Raw genomic sequence first — 19,151 nt, 5'->3', positions numbered from 1 at the left:
TGTTACTTACCAGCCTTTCCGACCTTGCGACGGATCTGCTCGCCTTCGTAGCGAACACCCTTACCCTTGTAGGGATCGGGCTTGCGCAGACCGCGGATGTTAGCGGCTACCTGGCCTACCTGCTGCTTGCTGATACCGGAAACGGTCAGCTTGTTAGCGCCCTCAACAGCGAAGGTGATACCCTCGGGTGCTTCGATGGTGATGGGGTGTGAGTAGCCAAGTGCGAACTCGAGGTCGGAACCCTTAGCGGTTACGCGGTAACCGGTACCAACGATTTCGAGCTTCTTGGAGTAGCCCTCGGTAACACCGATGATCATGTTCTGAATCAGGGTGCGGGTCAGGCCGTGTAGTGAACGTGATGCACGCTCATCGTTCGGGCGGGAAACGGTGACAACACCGTCTTCGAGTGCAACGGTGATGGGAGCAGCAACCTCGTGGGTCAGCTCGCCCTTTGCACCCTTAACAGCAACTACGTTGCCGTCGATCTTTACCTCAACGCCGGCAGGAACCGAGATGGGGAGACGTCCAATACGTGACATTCTTCTTCCTTTCTCTTCTACCGACTACCAGATGTAAGCGACGACTTCGCCGCCAACACCCTTCTTCGCAGCCTGCTTGTCAGTGAGCAGACCTGAAGAGGTTGACAGGATTGCGATGCCGAGGCCACCGTGTACCTGGGGCAGGTTGGTGGACTTTGCGTATACACGCAGACCCGGCTTGGAAATGCGGCGAACGCCTACGATGGAGCGCTCACGTGAGGGGCCGAACTTCAGTTCGAGGGTGAGGGTCTTACCGACCTTTGCTTCCTCTTCCTTGAAATCAGCGATGTAGCCTTCAGCCTTGAGGATCTCGGCGATGCGAGCCTTGAGCTTGGAGTAAGGCATTGACACGGTGTCGTGATGTGCTGAGTTTGCGTTGCGCAAACGGGTCAGCATATCTGCGACAGGATCTGTCATAGTCATGGTGGGCTGAGCCCTTCCTCGTTATGGTTTCCTCACCGTGATTCGGTGCGGACCTATAACGTAGTCGTTACTGGGTCTTGAACGGGAAGCCGAGTGCCTTCAGAAGCGCACGGCCTTCATCGTCGGTCTTTGCGGTGGTTACTACGGTGATGTCCATACCACGTACGCGATCGATTGAGTCCTGATCGATTTCGTGGAACATGGACTGTTCGGTCAGACCGAAGGTGTAGTTACCGTTACCGTCGAACTGGCGGTCCGAGAGGCCGCGGAAGTCGCGGATACGGGGAAGTGCCAGGGTGACGAGGCGGTCGAGGAACTCCCACATGCGATCGCCACGGAGGGTAACGTGTGCGCCGATGGGCTGACCTTCACGCAGCTTGAACTGTGCGATGGACTTCTTCGCGCGGGTAACGAGCGGCTTCTGACCGGTAATAGCGGTGAGGTCGCGGATAGCACCATCCATGAGCTTCGCGTCCTTAGCAGCTTCACCAACACCCATGTTAACGACGACCTTAACGATCTTCGGTGCCTGCATGACGTTCTCGTACTTGAACTCTTCCTGCAGGGCGGGGGTGACTACTTCGTTGAACTTAGTCTTGAAACGAGGGGTAATCTTTGCTTCGGTCATTAGATGTCCTTACCCGAGCTCTTGGCAACGCGAACGCGAACGGTGCGTTCCTTGCCATTGCGCTCTACGGTCTCGAGGCGGTAACCAACGCGGGTCGGCTTCTTGGTCTCGGGATCAACGATTGCAACGTTTGAAACGTGAATCGGTGCCTCAACCTTTTCGATGCCGCCAGCTTCGCCGGTCATGGGGTTAGCCTTGTTGTGCTTGGTGACGATCTTAACGCCTTCAACCAGCACGCGCTCGGTCTTCGGGAATACCTTCAGAACCTTGCCCTGCTTACCCTTATCTGCACCTGAAATAACCTGTACCAGGTCGCCAGACTTGATCTTAGCCATGAGTTAGAGCACCTCCGGAGCAAGTGAAATGATCTTCATGAACTTCTTGTCGCGCAGTTCGCGGCCAACAGGTCCGAAGATACGGGTGCCACGGGGGTCACCATCGGTGTTCTTGAGAATTACTGCTGAGTTCTCGTCGAACTTGATGTAGGAGCCGTCGGGACGACGAACTTCCTTCTTGGTGCGGACGACTACTGCCTTAACAACATCGCCCTTCTTTACGGTACCGCCGGGGATTGCGTCCTTGACGGTTGCGACGATGATGTCGCCAATGCCTGCGTAACGACGCTTTGAGCCACCGAGAACACGGATGGTCAGGATTTCCTTCGCACCGGTGTTGTCAGCAACCTTGAGTCGTGACTCCTGCTGAATCATATTTCTCCTGTCGTCTCGCCGGTTCCGACACACGGTATTTTGTGAGCCAGCCTTGCGGAACATTTCTACGGGATGTTGACGCGCCGGTCTCTTATAGCCCTTGATTGAGTCAAAGAGTTGGCGGACACGCCTGGGCTCCTATCATGCCGACGAACATCTAGACCCGCGTTAGCGGGCGAACCCCGCCTTTGAGCGGCATTATGCTGTGGCACGAAAAGAACCGTGGTTGTGTGGGTATAGAGAACCACACAGAATGAAAACTTTACCACAGCAGGGGCTGCCAGCCTAGAGAGATGCACCACTCTTAGGCAGTGAGCTAGCACCCTTAAAAATAGAGAGCTCCCCTCCCCCTCGGTATGAGGGGAAGGGGAGCTCTAGCTAGCTCGTAGCTTGAGTAAACGGAGTGTTTACTTAGCCTTTTCGAGGATCTCGACGATGCGCCAGCGCTTGGAAGCGGAGAGCGGACGAGTCTCGGCCAGGAGAACGAGGTCACCGATACCAGCAGTGTTCTGCTCGTCGTGTGCCTTGATCTTGGAGCTACGGCGCATAACCTTGCCGTACAGGGCGTGCTTTACGCGGTCCTCGACCTCGACGACTACGGTCTTGTCCATCTTGTCGGACACTACGTAGCCGCGGCGAGTCTTGCGGTAGCCGCGCTCTTCAGTCTTTACTTCACTCATGTGATTTAACCTTCGGTTGCGGGACGAATACCGAGCTCGCGTTCACGCAGCACGGTGTAAATACGTGCAATGTCGCGCTTGACCGAGCGGATACGACCGGGATTTTCAAGCTGACCGGTGGCTGCCTGGAAACGGAGGTTGAACAGCTCCTCCTTCGACTCACGCAGCTTCTCTACCAGATTCTCATTGGAGAGCTCTGCCAGCTTGTCGATGCTCAGATCCTTTGATCCAACTGCCATTTCTATTCACCACCTTCGCGACGCACAACGCGTGCCTTCATCGGGAGCTTGTGGATTGCGAGGCGCATAGCTTCACGAGCCACTTCTTCGGATACGCCGGAGAGTTCAAACATGACTCGGCCGGGCTTGACGTTTGCGACCCACCATTCGGGTGAACCCTTACCGGAACCCATACGGGTTTCAGCAGGCTTCTTGGTCAGCGGACGGTCGGGATAAATGTTGATCCAAACCTTACCGCCACGCTTGATGTGACGGGTCATTGCAATACGTGCAGCTTCAATCTGGCGGTTGGTGACGTATGCGGGAGTCAGGGCCTGGATGCCCCACTCGCCGAACGCTACCTCGGTGCCACCCTTAGCCATACCTGAACGCTTGGGGTGATGCTGCTTGCGGTACTTTACTCGACGGGGAATTAGCATTTATGCCTCACCGTTTTCTGCAGTCTTAGCCTCAGCGGGTGCTGAAGCGTTGTCGGAACGACGTTCGCGGCGGGGACCACGACCACCTGCGCGACGACGGTCGCCACCGCGGCCGTTGCCACGACGGTTACCAGCGGCCTGCTGTGCAGCAAGCTCGTTGTCGGTGAGGTCACCCTTGTAGATCCAAACCTTAACGCCGATGCGGCCGAAGGTGGTCTTTGCTTCGAAGAAGCCGTAGTCGATGTTCGCGCGCAGGGTGTGCAGGGGCACACGGCCTTCGCGGTAGAACTCGGAACGTGACATTTCAGCGCCTCCCAGACGGCCGGAGCACTGGATACGGATACCCTTTGCGCCTGCACGCTGTGCGGACTGGATTGCCTTCTTCATGGCGCGGCGGAAAGCAACGCGTGAAGCGAGCTGTTCTGCGATGCCCTGTGCAACCAGCTGAGCTGACAGATCGGGGTTAGCAACCTCGAGGATGTTCAGCTGAATCTGCTTGCCGGTCAGCTTCTCGAGCTCACCGCGGATGCGGTCAGCTTCGGTGCCGCGGCGGCCGATAACGATACCGGGACGTGCGGTGTGGATGTCCACACGGACGCGGTCACGGGTACGCTCGATTTCGACCTTGGCGATACCTGCGCGCTCCATGCCCTTGGACAGGAGTTCGCGGATCTTTACATCTTCACGAACGAAGTCTGCGTAGCGTTCGCCTTCCTTGTTGGAGTCAGCGAACCACTTTGAGACGTGGTTGGTGGTGATGCCAAGTCGGAAACCGTTGGGGTTAATTTTCTGACCCATTTAGCGGCCCTCCTCCTTCTCCGGGGTAGCGACTACCACGGTGATGTGGCTGGTGCGCTTGTTGATGCGGAACGCACGGCCCTGTGCACGAGGCTGGAATCGCTTCATGGTGGGACCTTCGTTCGCGTATGCTTCGCTGATGAACAGCTCTTCTTCCTTGAAGGGGACGCCCTGCTGGGCAGCCTTCTGGCGAGCGTTTGCAACAGCTGATGCAACGATCTTGTATACCGGTTCTGAAGCCCCCTGAGGAGCGAACTTCAGAATCGCCAGAGCCTCTTCCGCCTGCTTACCACGGATAAGGTTGATGACGCGGCGTGCCTTCATAGGCGTAACGCGTACGTAAGACGCAGTTGCCTTGGCTTCCATTGCCTATCTCTCTTTCGTCTATTGCCGAAAGGAAAACGTTTCTAAGGTACGGGGTGAACCGTAGCTTAGCGACGCTTACCCTTGCGGTCGTCCTTAACGTGGCCACGGAAAGTACGGGTGGGCGCAAACTCGCCGAGCTTGTGACCAACCATGGACTCAGTGATGAACACGGGTACGTGCTTGCGTCCGTCGTGCACTGCGATGGTGTGACCGAGCATGTCGGGGATAATCATCGAGCGGCGGGACCAAGTCTTGATAACGTTCTTGGTGCCCTTCTCGTTCTGAGCTGCAACCTTTACGAAAAGGTGCTGATCAACGAAAGGGCCCTTCTTCAAACTACGAGGCATGTTTCAGGCTCCTTAGCGCTTCTTGCCAGTACGACGGCGACGAACAATGAGCTTGTCGCTTTCCTTGTTGGGGCGACGGGTACGACCCTCGGGCTTACCGTTGGGATTAACCGGGTGACGGCCACCTGAGGTCTTACCTTCACCACCACCGTGGGGGTGGTCAACGGGGTTCATGACGACACCGCGGACGGTCGGGCGGATGCCCTTCCAGCGGTTACGGCCGGCCTTACCCCAGTTGATGTTGGACTGTTCGGCGTTACCGACGGAACCGACGGTTGCGCGGCAGCGGACGTCCACGTTGCGGATTTCGCCGGAGGGCAGACGCAGCTGGGCGTACTTGCCTTCCTTCGCGACCAGCTGGATGGATGCGCCAGCGGAGCGGCCCATCTTAGCGCCGCCACCGGGGCGGAGCTCAACAGCGTGAATCACGGTACCAACGGGGATGTTGCGCAGGGGCAGGTTGTTGCCGGGCTTGATGTCGGCAGAGGGACCTGACTCTACGATGTCGCCCTGAGCAAGCTTGTTGGGGGCGATGATGTAACGCTTGGTGCCATCAACGTAGTGGAGCAGAGCGATGCGGGCGGTACGGTTGGGATCGTACTCGATGTGTGCAACGCGTGCGTCGACGCCGTCCTTGTCGTGACGACGGAAGTCGATCAGACGGTACTGGCGCTTGTGGCCACCACCCTTGTGACGGGTAGTGATGCGACCGGTGTTGTTACGGCCGCCCTTCTTGGGGAGCGGACGAACCAGGGACTTTTCCGGGGTTGAGCGGGTGATTTCTGCGAAATCTGAGACGCTCGAGCCGCGGCGACCCGGGGTCGTCGGCTTGTGCTTACGAATACCCATTTAGATATTTCTTTCCTTCGCTAAAGTGGTCTCCGGTGCTTATGCAGCCGGACCGCCGAAGAGGTCGATTGAACCTTCCTTGAGGGTTACAATCGCACGCTTGGTGTTCTTACGAGCACCCCAACCGAAACGGGTGCGCTTGCGCTTGCCCTGACGGTTAGCGGTGTTGATGGAAGCAACCTTGACATCGAAGATGGTCTCGATGGCCTGCTTGATTTCCAGCTTGTTGGAGCGGGGGTCTACGAGGAAGGTGTACTTACCTTCGTCGAGCTGACCGTAGCTCTTTTCCGACACGACGGGAGCGATGATCACGTCGCGGGGATCCTTGAAAGTTGAGGTGGTAACAGACATTACTTAGCAGCCTCTTTCTTAGCCTTGGAAGCAACTGCGACGAATACGTCGTAGGCATCCTTGGTGAAGATGACGTCGTCTGAGATCAGAACATCGTAGGTGTTCAGCTGATCTGCGTAGATGACGTGAACGTTCTCAAGGTTGCGTGCTGACAGTGCTACCAGGTCGTCCTTGCGGTCGATGACAACCAGTGCGTTCTTACGGCTGGTGATCTCTGCGATTGCTGCCTTTGCTGCCTTGGTGGAGGGCTTGGTGCCTTCTACCAGAGCTTCGACAACGTGAACGCGGTCGTGACGAGCGCGATCTGAGAGAGCGCCGCGCAGTGCAGCTGCAATCATCTTCTTGGGGGTACGCTGTGCGTAGCTACGCGGGGTCGGGCCGTGTACGATGCCACCACCGGTCATGTGGGGTGCACGGATTGAGCCCTGACGTGCGCGGCCGGTGCCCTTCTGCTTGAAAGGCTTGCGACCTGCGCCGGAAACTTCGCCGCGGTTCTTGGTCTTGTGGGTACCCTGGCGTGCTGCTGCGAGCTGGGCTACTACTACCTGGTGAAGCAGGGGAATAGATGCCTGAGCGTCGAAGATATCAGCGGGCAGGTCTACCTTTACGGTCTTGACAGCCATGGTTTATTAGGCTCCCTTCACAGCGGTGCGAACCAGAACAACGCCGCCCTTAGGACCGGGGATAGCACCCTTGATCAGAAGAACGTTGTTTTCGGCGTCTACACCCTGAATAGTGAGGTTCATGGTGGTGTGGCGTGCAGCGCCCATACGGCCTGCCATGCGCATACCCTTGAAAACGCGTGCGGGGTATGATGCGCCACCGATTGAGCCGGGCTTACGGTGGTTCTTGTGGGCACCGTGTGATGCACCTACACCTGCGAAGCCGTGACGCTTCATAACACCGGCGAAGCCCTTACCCTTGGTCTTGCCAACTACGTCGACCTTCTGGCCTGCTTCGAAGAGCTCAACGGTCAGTTCCTGACCGAGTGAGTATTCAGCGGCGTCTGAGGTACGCAGTTCAACGAGGTGACGGCGAGGAGTTACGCCTGCCTTCTCGAAGTGACCGGCGAGGGGCTTGGTTACCTTGCGAGCTTCGATTGCACCGAAACCGATCTGGATAGCTTCGTAGCCATCGGTCTCAGCGTTGCGCAGCTGGGTAATAACGTTGGAATCGGCCTTGACGACAGTAACGGGCACGAACTTGCCGTTTTCGTCCCAGACCTGGGTCATGCCAAGCTTGGTGCCCAGCAGGCCCTTAACCTGGCGCTCGAACTTGTTAGTCATTTAGATGCGATCCTCTACAGCTTGATTTCGATGTTTACGTCTGCCGGAAGGTCAAGACGCATGAGGGCATCAACAGCCTTGGGGGTCGGATCAACGACGTCGATCAGACGCTTGTGCGTGCGCATTTCGAAGTGCTCGCGGCTGTCCTTGTACTTGTGAGGCGAACGGATAACACAGTAAACGTTCTTTTCGGTGGGCAGCGGCACGGGGCCTACTACCGTCGCGCCTGCACGCGTAACTGTCTCAACGATTTTCCGAGCTGAAGAATCAATGACCTCGTGGTCGTATGACTTCAGACGGATGCGGATTTTCTGTCCCGCCATCTGTCGGACTCTCTTTCTTGTCTACTTCCCTGTAACGGAGCGGTTGCTCCTTTATCTGGCGCTTGAGGTAAAGAGATGATTCTTCGTCTCTTTCGCGCCACCTCTGCGTAGGCTGAATCCGACATTTGCCGGGTTCCTCACCCTACCGAGGCACCGACCCCCGAACTCGGGCGTGTCGCTTTTTTGCTAGGGCAAAAAGGAGCGCACTTTTCCCTCGAACTGATCGATTGGGTCATATTTGGGTTTGCCTTCACCACCTATCAGAACCGATGTGTGGCTACTTTCAGCGGGCAAACGCTTGAACAACGTACTCAATCATGCCAGAGTTACCTACTCTTAGCAAGATTTTGTAGAAGGAAGTGCCAAGGCACACATTATTTATCCACAAGTTGCTTCTTTTTCCACTTTTCAGGACATTTTGCTGGCTCGTCTCCCGTTCAAAAGTCGCTTGCGACTAGCATATGCCTATGAGTACTACCCCAAATGTCCCTCCCGAAAACCATACTCAGCCACCGCAGAGCGATGCCGGGCTACCCAGTTCCGGCCCGTCCAGTGCCCCCTCCTGGCTTGCTCGCTTTACCACGGTTCGCTCTAAAAGGGCTCTGGAGAACCTCTTTCTCAATATTGCGCTGTACCTGGGTAGCCTGCTCATTCTGAGTGCAGCTGCCCTTCTTGTTAACTCTGTAGGCACTCCGCCGCTCCAGATTACTCTTCTGGCCCTCTTCACCGGCATTATCTATGCCGCCGGCCTAGCTACCTATAAGTGGGTGCCCAGGTTGCGTTTAGCCTCTTACTCTTTTACTTCAACGGGCCTGGCTCTCATTCCGTTTTGCGGTATCGCAGCTTACAGGCTCATCTGGACTTTCTCAGGGGCTTCGCTCTGGTTACTTGTCTCGCTCATAGGCACGGTAGCCGTCATAGGTGCACTACTTCTCATGCAGGCCAGAGTTATGTCGTACCTGGCGCTGGCTTTCATCATCTCCGACGTCCTAGCTGTTTCTAAAACGCTTCAGGTCGGCCTGATTTGGTACTTCATCAGCCTTCTTCTGCTGGCCTGCGCCCTAGAGCTCTTTACCAAAGCTAGTAGCCATCGACTCCCCCAGCAGCTTCACGACGGCTTTAGAGACTCTTCCAGGGTCTTCGTTCCGCTCACTATGCTCGCGGCGCTTGTCACCTACCAGCATTTGGAGCTCTGGGAACTCGGGGTAATTTTTGCGGCAGGAACAATCTACTCGCTCATCTTCTTCACCGTTGACTTTCCGTTACTTCACTTTATTGAAGCTCGTACCTATTCTTTCCTTGCTACCTGCTTCTTCACCGCAGTCGGCTCCACCAGCGAAAACCCACCCCTGGTTTTTAAAGCTTTTTACCTACCAGCGCTGTTACTGCTGATTTCAGCAATCCTGCTTCTGTTTCTTAAGGTGCCACTCCCCAAGTACAAGCAACACCTCGACGCCACTATTACTTACGGTGTAGCCCAGCTACTTCTGTTTGTTTCGCTAGGCAACCTTAATTCGGTATTCGAGCTCGGCGCTTTCTTCCCTGCTCTTTTGGTTCCCGATTCTTATGAGAGCGGCTATCTCTTCGCCATCATCATCACGGTTGTTCTTCTTGCTCTCAATGCGGTTGCCCTCGTACTTCTTTCAAGGGGTGAACGGCTGCGCCCCTATCTGCCATTGATAGCCTGTGCCCAGGCTTTCCTCATGCTCTGGACCATGAGCTGGCACGGAATCCTTGCAGGGCTCATCGGTCAAGCCGCGGCAGTCTTCCTAATATATTACCCAGGCCGGGTTCGCAGAGCAGTTGCTTATGCGGCTCCTTTCCTACTGAGCACGCTAGCGATACTGATCATCCCCAAAAGCTGGGGAACTTCACCAGCCCTCACTTTCTACATCATCGGCCTAGGCTGTGCCGTGAACTACCTATACACGGTGCTGACCCGACCGGTAGACCAAGACGGGCTACCGAATCACCTCTCATTGGCTTATCACTGTGCTGCCTGGATGGCGATACTACTTCCACCAATCTGCCACCTATCAGTTCTGCACAACAGCTCTGCCTCCTCTGATAGCTATAACTCGGTCGCTCTAGTTGGCAGCATCGCAGAGGCACTATTTCTTGGTGTTGTGCTCAGCTCCCTATTGGTAGTCATTGGCCTGGGGTACTACACCAAAACGGCCATCTACCAGACAGTTCAGAATCTCGAAAGCGTTCCTCTTTCTCCCCAGAATCTGCGTTTCTTTGAGGGCACCGATCAGAGTTCTATTCCCCCCGGGCAGAAGCTCAGCGCCCAACCACCGGCTCAAGCACAGGTGAATCCTCAGATCGTCAGCATTCCTGTTGCTGTCGATAAGTCACCGAAACTGCTGATCTTCGTGCTGTACTCATCGGTAGTAGCCCTGCTCATCTCGGTCTCAATGCGGTACTCTCTCAGCCACGAACTTGTGGTCCTTGCCGGCATGATGATTGGCCTCATGTCAGTCTTCAAGACGGTCACGGCAAAAGCACGTATTCACTGTGGAATTTTGATCAGAGCTCTACTGGCGTGGGGCGGCTTCCTGATTCTTTTCGCTGAGAACACCTATTCGCTGGATACCCAGGTTCTCCTCATCTGCGCCATATTTGCTACTCTCGCGGTAGTATCGATTTTCGCCTACGGTTTCTCCGATGGGTCGCAGAAGAACTACGAGAAATTTGCCGCACTTTTCCTCAGCGCTATGGCACTGGTCCTTACCTTCGTCTTCGCAGGGACCCTACATTCATCAGATACAAACGGGCACCGTCTGCTCTCTGCTTTAGTCCTCCTAGCGCTCCTAATAGCCTGGTTCCGGGTCTCCAGGGCAGAGGAAACAACCGTTGCCCAGTCAGCGCTAGCTCTGCAAGCCCTCACCTTGGTTATGCTCCCCCTCTTTACAACGTCGCAGGGAATGCTGAACGGGTATGGACTATTGGTCAGCGGAGTCGTAGTTGGCGTAGGCGCAAAACTGTGTGCAGTTTTCTTCCCCGAACTTGCGAATCCACTACCAGCGCACGAACAGAGTTACCTCGGCAGATGGGGATACCACCACAATAGGGCTATAGCTCTCAGCGGTGCAGCTTATGCTTCCTTTATCCTCGCGCTTGCCTTTATCGCAGAGGATATTACACCTGCGGTTCTTGCAGCACTTGTACTTACCCTGTACTGGGCCCTTCAGGTCAAAACACAGTACCAACCGACTGTCCTGATTGTTGGAATCAATGTCGCTCTGCTACGGATTTTTATTGCACACGATCTGGATAATTCCTTCTTCTACGGTTGCCAGGCCTTTGTCATGAGCCTTTCGATGCTGTTGTGGCTCAGCAAAGTCCCCCTCTTTGCAGAGCATCATAAACCCAAGAAAGAGCTGTTCTGGACGGCCTTCAGCGTCCAGGGGCTCCTGGTTGTAGCGCTGCAAACCTATGTTGGCCAGCTATCCCTAACTGACCGACTACTCATGGTCTGTGTCTCCCTTGTGCTTTTGGGAGCCTCAGCAGTCTTTAGGCTAGCCCTCCAGCCTATTCTGGTCACGGTTCTGATGACTTACCAGGTGCTGTACCTACTGGGTGGTATCAATATCTTTACCCTCTTCGGTCTAGGCTTCCTGCTCATCGGGATAGTTATCTGGCGGCTACTGGCACGTAAGGACGACGACCCGGAAGCTCCCCTTGCTCTTACAACACCTCCAGTGTCAGGGCCTGAGGTGGCCACTCCTGCACCTACTCAGAGCCAGCCTTTTGCTGGAACAGTAGCTCAGCCCTCTGTAGCTCAACACCACGAACTGCAAGCGGTACAGACAGCTGCACCTACAAACATTCCGCAGCAGGCGCAGAAACCTGCTGAGCAGCAGTCCGCTCCCCCAGTTGCCCCCTGGGCAAAGGGCAGCTAGCCTACCTCATAGTTGACGCGGCCCGTCGGAATGTGTTCCGGCGGGCCACTTTTATGCCAGCACAGCACAGCACAGCACAGCACAGCACAGCACAGCACAGCACAGCACAGCACAGCACAGCACAGGCGACCCTACCACCATGAGCCCGCCCAGGCCCGTGCAAGGGCGTGCCCCTTCACCCCAAAATATTTGCCCTCAAGCACAAAAAGGGCTGGCCCCACAGATTTCTCTGCGGGGCCAGCCCTTGCGCTTCTACCCTAGGGGTAGTTGCAGATCTTAGGGTAAGTCAGACTTACTTGATGATCTTGGTTACGCGACCTGAACCAACGGTGCGGCCACCTTCGCGGATTGCGAAGCCGAGGCCCTCTTCCATTGCGATTTCCTGGATGAGCTCAACGGTCATCTCAGTGTTGTCGCCGGGCATAACCATTTCGGTGCCCTCGGGAAGGGTGATAACACCGGTAACGTCGGTGGTGCGGAAGTAGAACTGGGGGCGGTAGTTCGAGTAGAAGGGGTTGTGGCGGCCGCCTTCATCCTTGGAAAGGATGTAGACGTTAGCCTCGAACTGGGTGTGGGGGGTGATTGAGCCGGGCTCAACAACAACCTGACCACGCTCTACGTCGTCGCGCTTCAGACCGCGAAGCAGCAGACCACAGTTCTCGCCTGCCCATGCTTCGTCGAGCTGCTTGTGGAACATCTCGATACCGGTAACGGTGGTCTTCTGGATGGGGCGGATACCAACGATTTCAACTTCGGAGTTGATCTTGAGGGTACCGCGCTCTGCACGGCCGGTAACAACGGTACCGCGACCGGTGATGGTGAAGACGTCTTCGATGGGCATGAGGAAGGGCTTGTCCTTCTCACGTACGGGGTCGGGAATGTAGTTGTCGACCTCGTCCATGAGCTCTTCAACCTTAGCAACCCACTCGGGGTCGCCTTCGAGAGCCTTCAGAGCGGAAACGCGAACAACGGGAGCGTTGTCGCCGTCGAACTCCTGTGAGGAGAGCAGTTCGCGAACTTCCATTTCAACGAGGTCGAGCAGTTCCTCGTCCTCAACCATGTCTGACTTGTTCAGAGCAACGAGCAGGGTGGGAACGCCAACCTGGCGAGCCAGCAGAACGTGCTCGCGGGTCTGAGCCATGGGGCCGTCGGTGGCAGCAACAACGAGGATTGCGCCGTCCATCTGAGCAGCACCGGTGATCATGTTCTTGACGTAGTCAGCGTGACCGGGGGCGTCAACGTGTGCGTAGTGACGCTTCTCGGTCTGGTACTCGATGTGAGCAATGTTGATGGTAATACCGCGCTGGCGCTCTTCAGGAGCGGAGTCGATCATACCGAAGTCGCGCTGCTCGTTCAGGTCGGGGTACTTGTCAGCCAGAACCTTGGAGATTGCAGCGGTCAGGGTGGTCTTACCGTGGTCAACGTGACCGATGGTACCGACGTTTACGTGAGGCTTGGAGCGCTCGAACTTAGCCTTAGCCAAGAGTATTCCTCCTATAGAGAAGATTTGAGAACCTGCACTCGGGTTTCACACCGGCGCACTCCGCCGTAAAAGGCGGTCTAGCTACCACAATAGCGGATAAGACCGGTGGGGCGAAACCCGAATGCGGGTTCATTTACTAGGTTTTTTTGAAAAGCGGTGCGGCTCACACGGGGTGAGCCGCACCCGGGCAAGTATTACTCGCCGCGGCTCTTCTGGATGATTTCATCAGCAACGTTCTTGGGAACCTCGGCGTAGCTGTCGAACTCCATGGAGAAGACTGCACGACCCTGGGTCTTTGAACGGAGGTCACCGATGTAACCGAACATTTCTGACAGCGGAACAAGAGCGTGAACGATCTTAACGCCTGCTGCATCTTCCATGGACTGGATCTGACCACGACGTGAGTTCAGGTCGCCGATAACGTCGCCCATGTAGTCCTCGGGGGTACGTACTTCAACAGCCATCAGGGGCTCCAGCAGGACGGGAGCGGCGCGGCGGGCGCCTTCCTTGAAGACCATTGAACCAGCGATCTTGAACGCCATTTCTGACGAGTCAACGTCGTGGTAAGCACCGTCAATCAGGGTTGCCTTGACACCAACAACGGGGTAGCCAGCGAGGATACCGAGCTGCATTGCGTCCTGGATACCGGCGTCAACGGAGGGGATGTATTCGCGGGGAACACGACCACCGGTGACGACGTTGTCGAACTCGTAGAGCTCTTCAGCATCGAGGGCGATGGGTTCGAAGGAGACCTGAACCTTCGCGAACTGACCGGAACCACCGGTCTGCTTCTTGTGGGTGTAGTCGACCTTCTCGACCTTCTTGGTGATGGTTTCGCGGTAAGCAACCTGGGGCTTACCAACGTTAGCCTCAACCTTGAATTCGCGCTTCATACGGTCAACGATGATGTCGAGCATGAGCTCGCCCATGCCGCCGATTTCGGTCTGGCCGGTTTCTTCGTTGAGTGAAACGGTGAAGGTGGGGTCTTCAGCAGACAGCTTCTGGATAGCGGTTGACATCTTCTCCTGGTCACCCTTGGTCTTGGGCTCGATAGCCACGAAGATCACGGGAGCGGGGAAGGTCATGGATTCCAGAACTACGGGGTTAGCAACGTCGCAGAGGGTGTCACCGGTGGTGGTGTCCTTCAGGCCGATTGCCGCGTAGATGTGACCTGCCTGGATCTCTTCTACAGGGTTCTCCTTGTTGGAGTGCATCTGGAAGAGCTTGCCGATACGTTCCTTCTTACCCTTGGTGGCGTTCAGAACCTGCTGGCCCTGTTCTGCCTTACCGGAGTAAACGCGGATGTAGGTCAGCTGGCCGTAGAAGGGGTGAGCTGCAACCTTGAAGGCCAGAGCTGCGAAGGGCTCGTCAGCTGAGGGCTTGCGGGTTACTTCAACCTCTTCGTCAGAGGGCAGGTGGCCAATCATCGGGGGGACATCCAGCGGTGAGGGCAGGTAGTCGAGAACTGCGTCGAGCATGGGCTGTACGCCGCGATTCTTGAATGCTGAGCCACAGAAGACGGGGTAGGCTTCGTTAGCAACGGTCAGGGCGCGGACGCCTGCCTTGATTTCCTCGATGGTCAGTTCGCCCTCTTCGAGGTACTTTTCCATGAGTTCTTCGGAAGCTTCAGCAACGTTTTCAACGAGCTCGGCACGGTACTGCTCTGCCTTTTCCTGCAGATCAGCAGGGATTTCCTGGATTTCGTAGGAAGCACCCATGGTAACGTCGCCCTTGGCATCGCCGGGCCAGACGTAGGCCTGCATGGTGAGCAGGTCAACGACGCCGATGAAGTCGTTTTCAGCGCCGATGGGCAGCTGCATAACGAGGGGGGTTGCACCCAGACGCTTGACGATGGTGTCTACGGTGAAGTAGAAGTCAGCGCCCAGCTTGTCCATCTTGTTGACGAAGCAGATGCGGGGAACTTCGTACTTGTCAGCCTGACGCCAAACGGTCTCAGACTGAGGCTCAACGCCTTCCTTACCGTCGAACACGGCTACAGCGCCGTCGAGGACGCGCAGTGAACGCTCAACCTCAACAGTGAAGTCAACGTGGCCGGGGGTGTCGATGATGTTGATCTGGTTGTTCTTCCAGAAGCAGGTGGTAGCCGCGGAGGTAATGGTAATACCGCGTTCCTGTTCCTGAGCCATCCAGTCCATGGTTGACGCACCGTCGTGGGTTTCACCGATCTTGTGGTTAATACCGGTGTAGAAGAGGATGCGTTCGGTTGTGGTGGTCTTACCGGCGTCAATGTGCGCCATAATACCAATGTTGCGGACCTTTTCCAGGTCTGTAAGCACGTCTAGTGCCACTTTGTTCTCCCTTGTGAGAAACTCCGATAGCCTGCCGCTATGTACTGTTGTAAATAGCGGCAGGCTACGAAAAAATTACCAGCGGTAGTGTGCGAAGGCCTTGTTGGACTCTGCCATCTTGTGAGTGTCTTCGCGACGCTTCACAGCTGCACCGAGACCGTTGGAAGCATCCAGGATCTCGTTCATGAGACGCTCGGTCATGGTCTTCTCGCGGCGAAGCTTTGAGAAGCCAACGAGCCAGCGAAGAGCCAGTGCGGTTGCACGGCCTGCACGAACCTCGACGGGGACCTGGTAGGTCGCACCGCCAACGCGGCGTGAGCGAACCTCGAGTGAAGGCTTGACGTTGTCCATAGCCTTCTTGAGGGTTGCTACGGGATCTGCGCCGGTCTTCTGAGCAACGCCTTCGAGTGCACCGTAAACGATGCGCTCAGCGGTTGACTTCTTGCCGTCGAGCAGAACCTTGTTGATGAGCTGGGTAACCAGCGGTGAGCCGTAAACAGGATCGTTTACGAGGGGACGCTTAGGAGCGGGACCCTTACGAGGCATTACTTCTTCTCCTTCTTTGCGCCGTAGCGTGAACGAGCCTGACCGCGGCCCTTAACGCCCTGGGTATCCAGTGCGCCACGTACAATCTTGTAACGAACACCGGGGAGGTCCTTCACACGACCACCGCGAACGAGCACGATGGAGTGTTCCTGAAGGTTGTGGCCCTCACCGGGGATGTATGCGGTAACCTCGACGCCGCCGTTGAGCTTAACACGTGCGACCTTACGCAGTGCTGAGTTCGGCTTCTTCGGGGTGGTGGTGTATACACGGGTGCATACGCCACGCTTCATGGGGTTGCCCTTAAGTGCGGGCGCCTTGGTCTTTACGACCTTGGGTGCACGGCCCTTACGGACCAACTGCTGAATTGTAGGCACTTGTTCTCCGTTTGGTATCGGCGGCCCCGTTAGGGGCTACCGGTTTACTTGCCTTCTGTCACTTGGGATAAGCGCAAAAGAAAATCTTTATGACTTAGCAGGAGCCCAGACACAACAAAAAATGGCATTTAGGCCTCAAGATCGCTGTTCGGGCGAGATGCCCGGGCGAACAAGGCCAAAGGACGGTGTCCATTCTGCCATTGGTTCTTATGTACTGCTCAGAACGTGTCTGTGCGGGCAGTAGATGCTACTGCTAAGTACTCCGGGTACTACTCTAGCCGGTTAGAAAGGCTTAATCTACCCCCTGTGTGCTCTGGGGGCAGCTTTAAGCCCTTTAATCGGGGTGATGTCTGGCACTTAAGGCTTTTAAAAGAGTAAGGACGTCGGCGCCCCTCCCCTGCCCGGGGAGGGGGGCGGCGTCCGCACCCTGAAGGAACCTGCCCGCCTAGCTGACGGTGAAGTTCTGGGTTGCCCCGGTGAAGGGGGTGATGGTGCCAACCCCGTTCTTGGAATCCCCGTGGTAGAGAATCCGGTAGGTGCCGGGAACCGCATCGGCAGGGATCTGCCATTCGATGGTTACGCGGGACTGGGCTGCCAGGTGCCGCTTCCAGTGGAAGCGGGTAGCCGGGTCGTTATCGCCGGCGACGGTCACCCACTGGTTACCCTCTAGACGCTGCACTTCAAGGTAGCTGGAGTTCAGTTGCTGGTCGTTGTTGGGGTGGGCGCCCACAAAGAGGGCGCTGACGGTTGCACCCCGGGCAGTGTTGGCAGGCTGGGTGAGCACCTTACCGTAGTAGTGGCCAACGCCGGGCAGGTCGTACCAGACCTTGCCCACAGCGCTCTTCATGGGGGTGCGCACGGTGGGCTTATCGCCCAGGGGAAGCTCGGTGCCATCGCGCAGGGAAGTTGCAACGGTGTTGAGGGTCTGACGGAAGGCCCCCATGGTATTGATACCGAAAACGGTGGCCCCGCCCTCATACTGCTGCGAAACGTATTCCTGCGGGGTCGTCACATAGTGGCTGTAAGCGTTGGTGTAGCCCTGCACGATAATCTGCGACTCATCAACGCCCAGCAGGGCAGCCATATCCTGACGGTACTGCACGCCGACCGCGCCGTTGTGCTCACCGGGCATACCCAGCAGGTAGTAGTTACCGAAGCGCATGACCTGCACCGGCAACTTCTGCTGCACCTTCTCGTGGACGGCCAGCAGGTTAGCCTTGGGGTACTGGCAGGCACTCAGGCTGGCAGACGAGCTGTAGGCCAGCCAGTTGAAATCGCTCCAGACCTTATTGGCGTTAGCCCCCTCATTAAAGCCGGCTGCGCCGGGGCCATCTTCCACGCTACCAGCGGCAAAGGGAGCACCCAGCGAGGCGTTACAGGTAGAGCCCGCGTAGCCGGTGCCCGTCCACCGGGCGTCCACCTGCACCTTGGAGAAGTCCACATAGGTGATACGGGAGTCCAGGCCCTGCCCCACCGGAGTACCAGCGCTTGCTAGCTGGGTGCGGACGGCGTCCGCCTGCTTGGTTCCCTGAATCTCAAGGTTGGTGAACATATCGTTGGTGGGGCCCATGCCCGGCTGCAGCATGGTGTTGGGCGAGACGTCTCCGGTGTTGCTGTTGGCAAAGGCCGCGATGAAAGCGTCATCTTCAGCCCCCGCATTCAGATTGACCCCGTGGTCTACGGTTTCGAGCAGGTACTGGGCATAGCCCTTGTTATCTGATGAGACCAGGGTGTTCTGGTTGGTCAGAGAAGTGGGGTGAATAGCGAACCAGTTCAGGACGGCGCGGGTCACCCCGTCGTGCTCAAAACGGAAGGTGGTGCTGGTGGGGTCTACCCCGTTGATGAGTTCGTCGGTGAGGTTAGCCGGGTCTTGCTCCAGGGCCACCGCCGAGCGGTTAACGCCCACACCGGTGAGCTGGCTGCTGGAGACCGTCACGTTGCCGGGAGCCAGGTCGGCCAGGGCCTCGCGGATAGCCTGCATAGACCCGTTGACCTGGTTGTTGAAGGTGGGTTCGTTGAAGCCCAGGGTTGTCAAGTTGTAGAGCACGTCCTTGCTCACGCCGCCGGGGGTAGCGTGGCTGTGGGAGGCTGTAATCATGACGTTCGCTTCGGTGAACTCGGGGCCGAGCTCCGCCTGAATACGGTTCACCAGTTCAGCACGAATGCTATTCCAGGCGCTCAGAGCATCGAGCACCACAATCAGGTTACGGGAACCGCTAGCAGGGTCAATGACCACGAAGGCGCGGGCGTACTGGCGGGTATGAATACCCGAGCCCTTCTGGGCGTCGGTACCGTAACCCACGAAGGCCACCTCGGCGACCTCACCGGTGATATCGGCAACGCCCGCCCCTACCAGGTAGGGGTTAGTAGCGGTTGGCTGGGTGGAGTTCACCAGCTGGGCCAGATTCTGTGCATTGACGCCCGCCGGTGTCAGCTCAACGTCGGCCTGGGACGGGATCAGATAGGCTCCGGCAGCTAGCGATAGGGCAGCCCCAAAAACGCCGAGCTTGACCCCTACATGTAGTGATAGTTTCATTCGACCCTCAAGATGTGCGTAAAGATAGGCGGGTTCAGCC

At 56.8% G+C, this 19,151-nt stretch carries 22 protein-coding genes; 1 reads left to right on the top strand and 21 read right to left on the bottom strand.

Annotated elements, in window-relative coordinates:
- Positions 1–2 precede the first annotated feature (2 nt).
- The 16 genes from rplF to rpsJ form a co-directional block, all read right to left on the bottom strand.
- Positions 3–539, bottom strand: a complete 537-nt coding sequence (gene rplF, locus HWU94_RS03235) for a 50S ribosomal protein L6 (protein ID WP_185174283.1) — start codon at positions 537–539, stop codon at positions 3–5.
- Between the two features lie 24 nt (positions 540–563).
- Positions 564–962, bottom strand: a complete 399-nt coding sequence (gene rpsH, locus HWU94_RS03230; protein ID WP_135013745.1) for a 30S ribosomal protein S8 — start codon at positions 960–962, stop codon at positions 564–566.
- Between the two features lie 67 nt (positions 963–1,029).
- Complete coding sequence (gene rplE, locus HWU94_RS03225) at positions 1,030–1,590, bottom strand: 50S ribosomal protein L5 (RefSeq protein ID WP_135013744.1); 561 nt, start codon at positions 1,588–1,590, stop codon at positions 1,030–1,032.
- Positions 1,590–1,925: a 50S ribosomal protein L24 gene (gene rplX, locus HWU94_RS03220; RefSeq protein ID WP_185174282.1), complete on the bottom strand. Its 336-nt coding sequence runs from the start codon at positions 1,923–1,925 to the stop codon at positions 1,590–1,592. The genes rplE and rplX overlap by 1 nt, the downstream gene beginning before the upstream one ends.
- A gap of 3 nt (positions 1,926–1,928) precedes the next feature.
- Entirely contained in the window at positions 1,929–2,300 is a 372-nt protein-coding gene (gene rplN, locus HWU94_RS03215; protein WP_135013742.1) for a 50S ribosomal protein L14, read from the bottom strand.
- 407 nt (positions 2,301–2,707) lie between these two features.
- Positions 2,708–2,980 (bottom strand): 30S ribosomal protein S17, encoded by a 273-nt coding sequence (rpsQ, locus tag HWU94_RS03210; protein WP_083090724.1) that lies wholly within the window; start codon positions 2,978–2,980, stop codon positions 2,708–2,710.
- Between the two features lie 5 nt (positions 2,981–2,985).
- Entirely contained in the window at positions 2,986–3,219 is a 234-nt protein-coding gene (gene rpmC, locus HWU94_RS03205; protein WP_083090723.1) for a 50S ribosomal protein L29, read from the bottom strand.
- A 2-nt stretch (positions 3,220–3,221) separates the two neighbouring features.
- The gene (gene rplP, locus HWU94_RS03200) at positions 3,222–3,638 is read right to left on the bottom strand and encodes a 50S ribosomal protein L16 (RefSeq protein ID WP_135012890.1); all 417 of its coding nucleotides are present in this window, start codon (positions 3,636–3,638) and stop codon (positions 3,222–3,224) included.
- Positions 3,639–4,436 (bottom strand): 30S ribosomal protein S3, encoded by a 798-nt coding sequence (rpsC, locus tag HWU94_RS03195; RefSeq protein WP_185174281.1) that lies wholly within the window; start codon positions 4,434–4,436, stop codon positions 3,639–3,641.
- The gene (gene rplV, locus HWU94_RS03190) at positions 4,437–4,802 is read right to left on the bottom strand and encodes a 50S ribosomal protein L22 (protein ID WP_083090720.1); all 366 of its coding nucleotides are present in this window, start codon (positions 4,800–4,802) and stop codon (positions 4,437–4,439) included.
- 65 nt (positions 4,803–4,867) lie between these two features.
- Positions 4,868–5,149, bottom strand: a complete 282-nt coding sequence (gene rpsS / locus HWU94_RS03185) for a 30S ribosomal protein S19 (protein WP_083090719.1) — start codon at positions 5,147–5,149, stop codon at positions 4,868–4,870.
- Between the two features lie 12 nt (positions 5,150–5,161).
- A complete protein-coding gene (gene rplB / locus HWU94_RS03180; RefSeq protein ID WP_135012888.1) occupies positions 5,162–5,998 on the bottom strand; it encodes a 50S ribosomal protein L2 in 837 nt (278 codons plus the stop codon).
- 39 nt (positions 5,999–6,037) lie between these two features.
- Positions 6,038–6,349, bottom strand: a complete 312-nt coding sequence (rplW, locus tag HWU94_RS03175; protein WP_135012887.1) for a 50S ribosomal protein L23 — start codon at positions 6,347–6,349, stop codon at positions 6,038–6,040.
- Positions 6,349–6,972 (bottom strand): 50S ribosomal protein L4, encoded by a 624-nt coding sequence (gene rplD / locus HWU94_RS03170; RefSeq protein ID WP_135012886.1) that lies wholly within the window; start codon positions 6,970–6,972, stop codon positions 6,349–6,351. Before rplD ends, rplW begins: the two co-directional genes overlap by 1 nt.
- 6 nt (positions 6,973–6,978) lie before the next feature.
- Positions 6,979–7,635, bottom strand: a complete 657-nt coding sequence (gene rplC / locus HWU94_RS03165; RefSeq protein ID WP_135012885.1) for a 50S ribosomal protein L3 — start codon at positions 7,633–7,635, stop codon at positions 6,979–6,981.
- A 14-nt stretch (positions 7,636–7,649) separates the two neighbouring features.
- Positions 7,650–7,958, bottom strand: coding sequence for a 30S ribosomal protein S10 (gene rpsJ / locus HWU94_RS03160; protein WP_068169589.1), 309 nt, complete (start codon positions 7,956–7,958; stop codon positions 7,650–7,652).
- Between the two features lie 467 nt (positions 7,959–8,425).
- On the opposite strand from rpsJ, the gene HWU94_RS03155 reads away from it, so the two are divergent.
- Entirely contained in the window at positions 8,426–11,863 is a 3,438-nt protein-coding gene (locus HWU94_RS03155) for a hypothetical protein (protein ID WP_185174280.1), read from the top strand.
- A 292-nt stretch (positions 11,864–12,155) separates the two neighbouring features.
- On the opposite strand, the gene tuf is transcribed toward HWU94_RS03155, so the two are convergent.
- From tuf to HWU94_RS03130, 5 genes are all read right to left on the bottom strand, one after another.
- Positions 12,156–13,346: an elongation factor Tu gene (gene tuf, locus HWU94_RS03150; protein WP_185174279.1), complete on the bottom strand. Its 1,191-nt coding sequence runs from the start codon at positions 13,344–13,346 to the stop codon at positions 12,156–12,158.
- A 194-nt stretch (positions 13,347–13,540) separates the two neighbouring features.
- Positions 13,541–15,655, bottom strand: coding sequence for an elongation factor G (fusA, locus tag HWU94_RS03145; protein WP_185174278.1), 2,115 nt, complete (start codon positions 15,653–15,655; stop codon positions 13,541–13,543).
- A 75-nt stretch (positions 15,656–15,730) separates the two neighbouring features.
- On the bottom strand, positions 15,731–16,201 hold the full coding sequence (gene rpsG / locus HWU94_RS03140) for a 30S ribosomal protein S7 (protein WP_185174277.1): 471 nt from the start codon (positions 16,199–16,201) through the stop codon (positions 15,731–15,733).
- Positions 16,201–16,575 carry a 30S ribosomal protein S12 gene (rpsL, locus tag HWU94_RS03135; protein WP_083090707.1) on the bottom strand — a complete coding sequence of 125 codons (375 nt, stop codon included), beginning with the start codon at positions 16,573–16,575 and terminating at the stop codon, positions 16,201–16,203. Before rpsL ends, rpsG begins: the two co-directional genes overlap by 1 nt.
- A 445-nt stretch (positions 16,576–17,020) precedes the next feature.
- Complete coding sequence (locus HWU94_RS03130; protein WP_185174276.1) at positions 17,021–19,111, bottom strand: neutral/alkaline non-lysosomal ceramidase N-terminal domain-containing protein; 2,091 nt, start codon at positions 19,109–19,111, stop codon at positions 17,021–17,023.
- Positions 19,112–19,151: the final 40 nt, after the last annotated feature.

The organism is Rothia nasimurium, assembly GCF_014217215.1.
In the GTDB taxonomy this organism is placed as follows: domain Bacteria; phylum Actinomycetota; class Actinomycetes; order Actinomycetales; family Micrococcaceae; genus Rothia; species Rothia avistercoris.
Note: the sequence above shows the minus strand (reverse complement) of the source record. Positions and strands in the feature narration are given on the sequence as shown.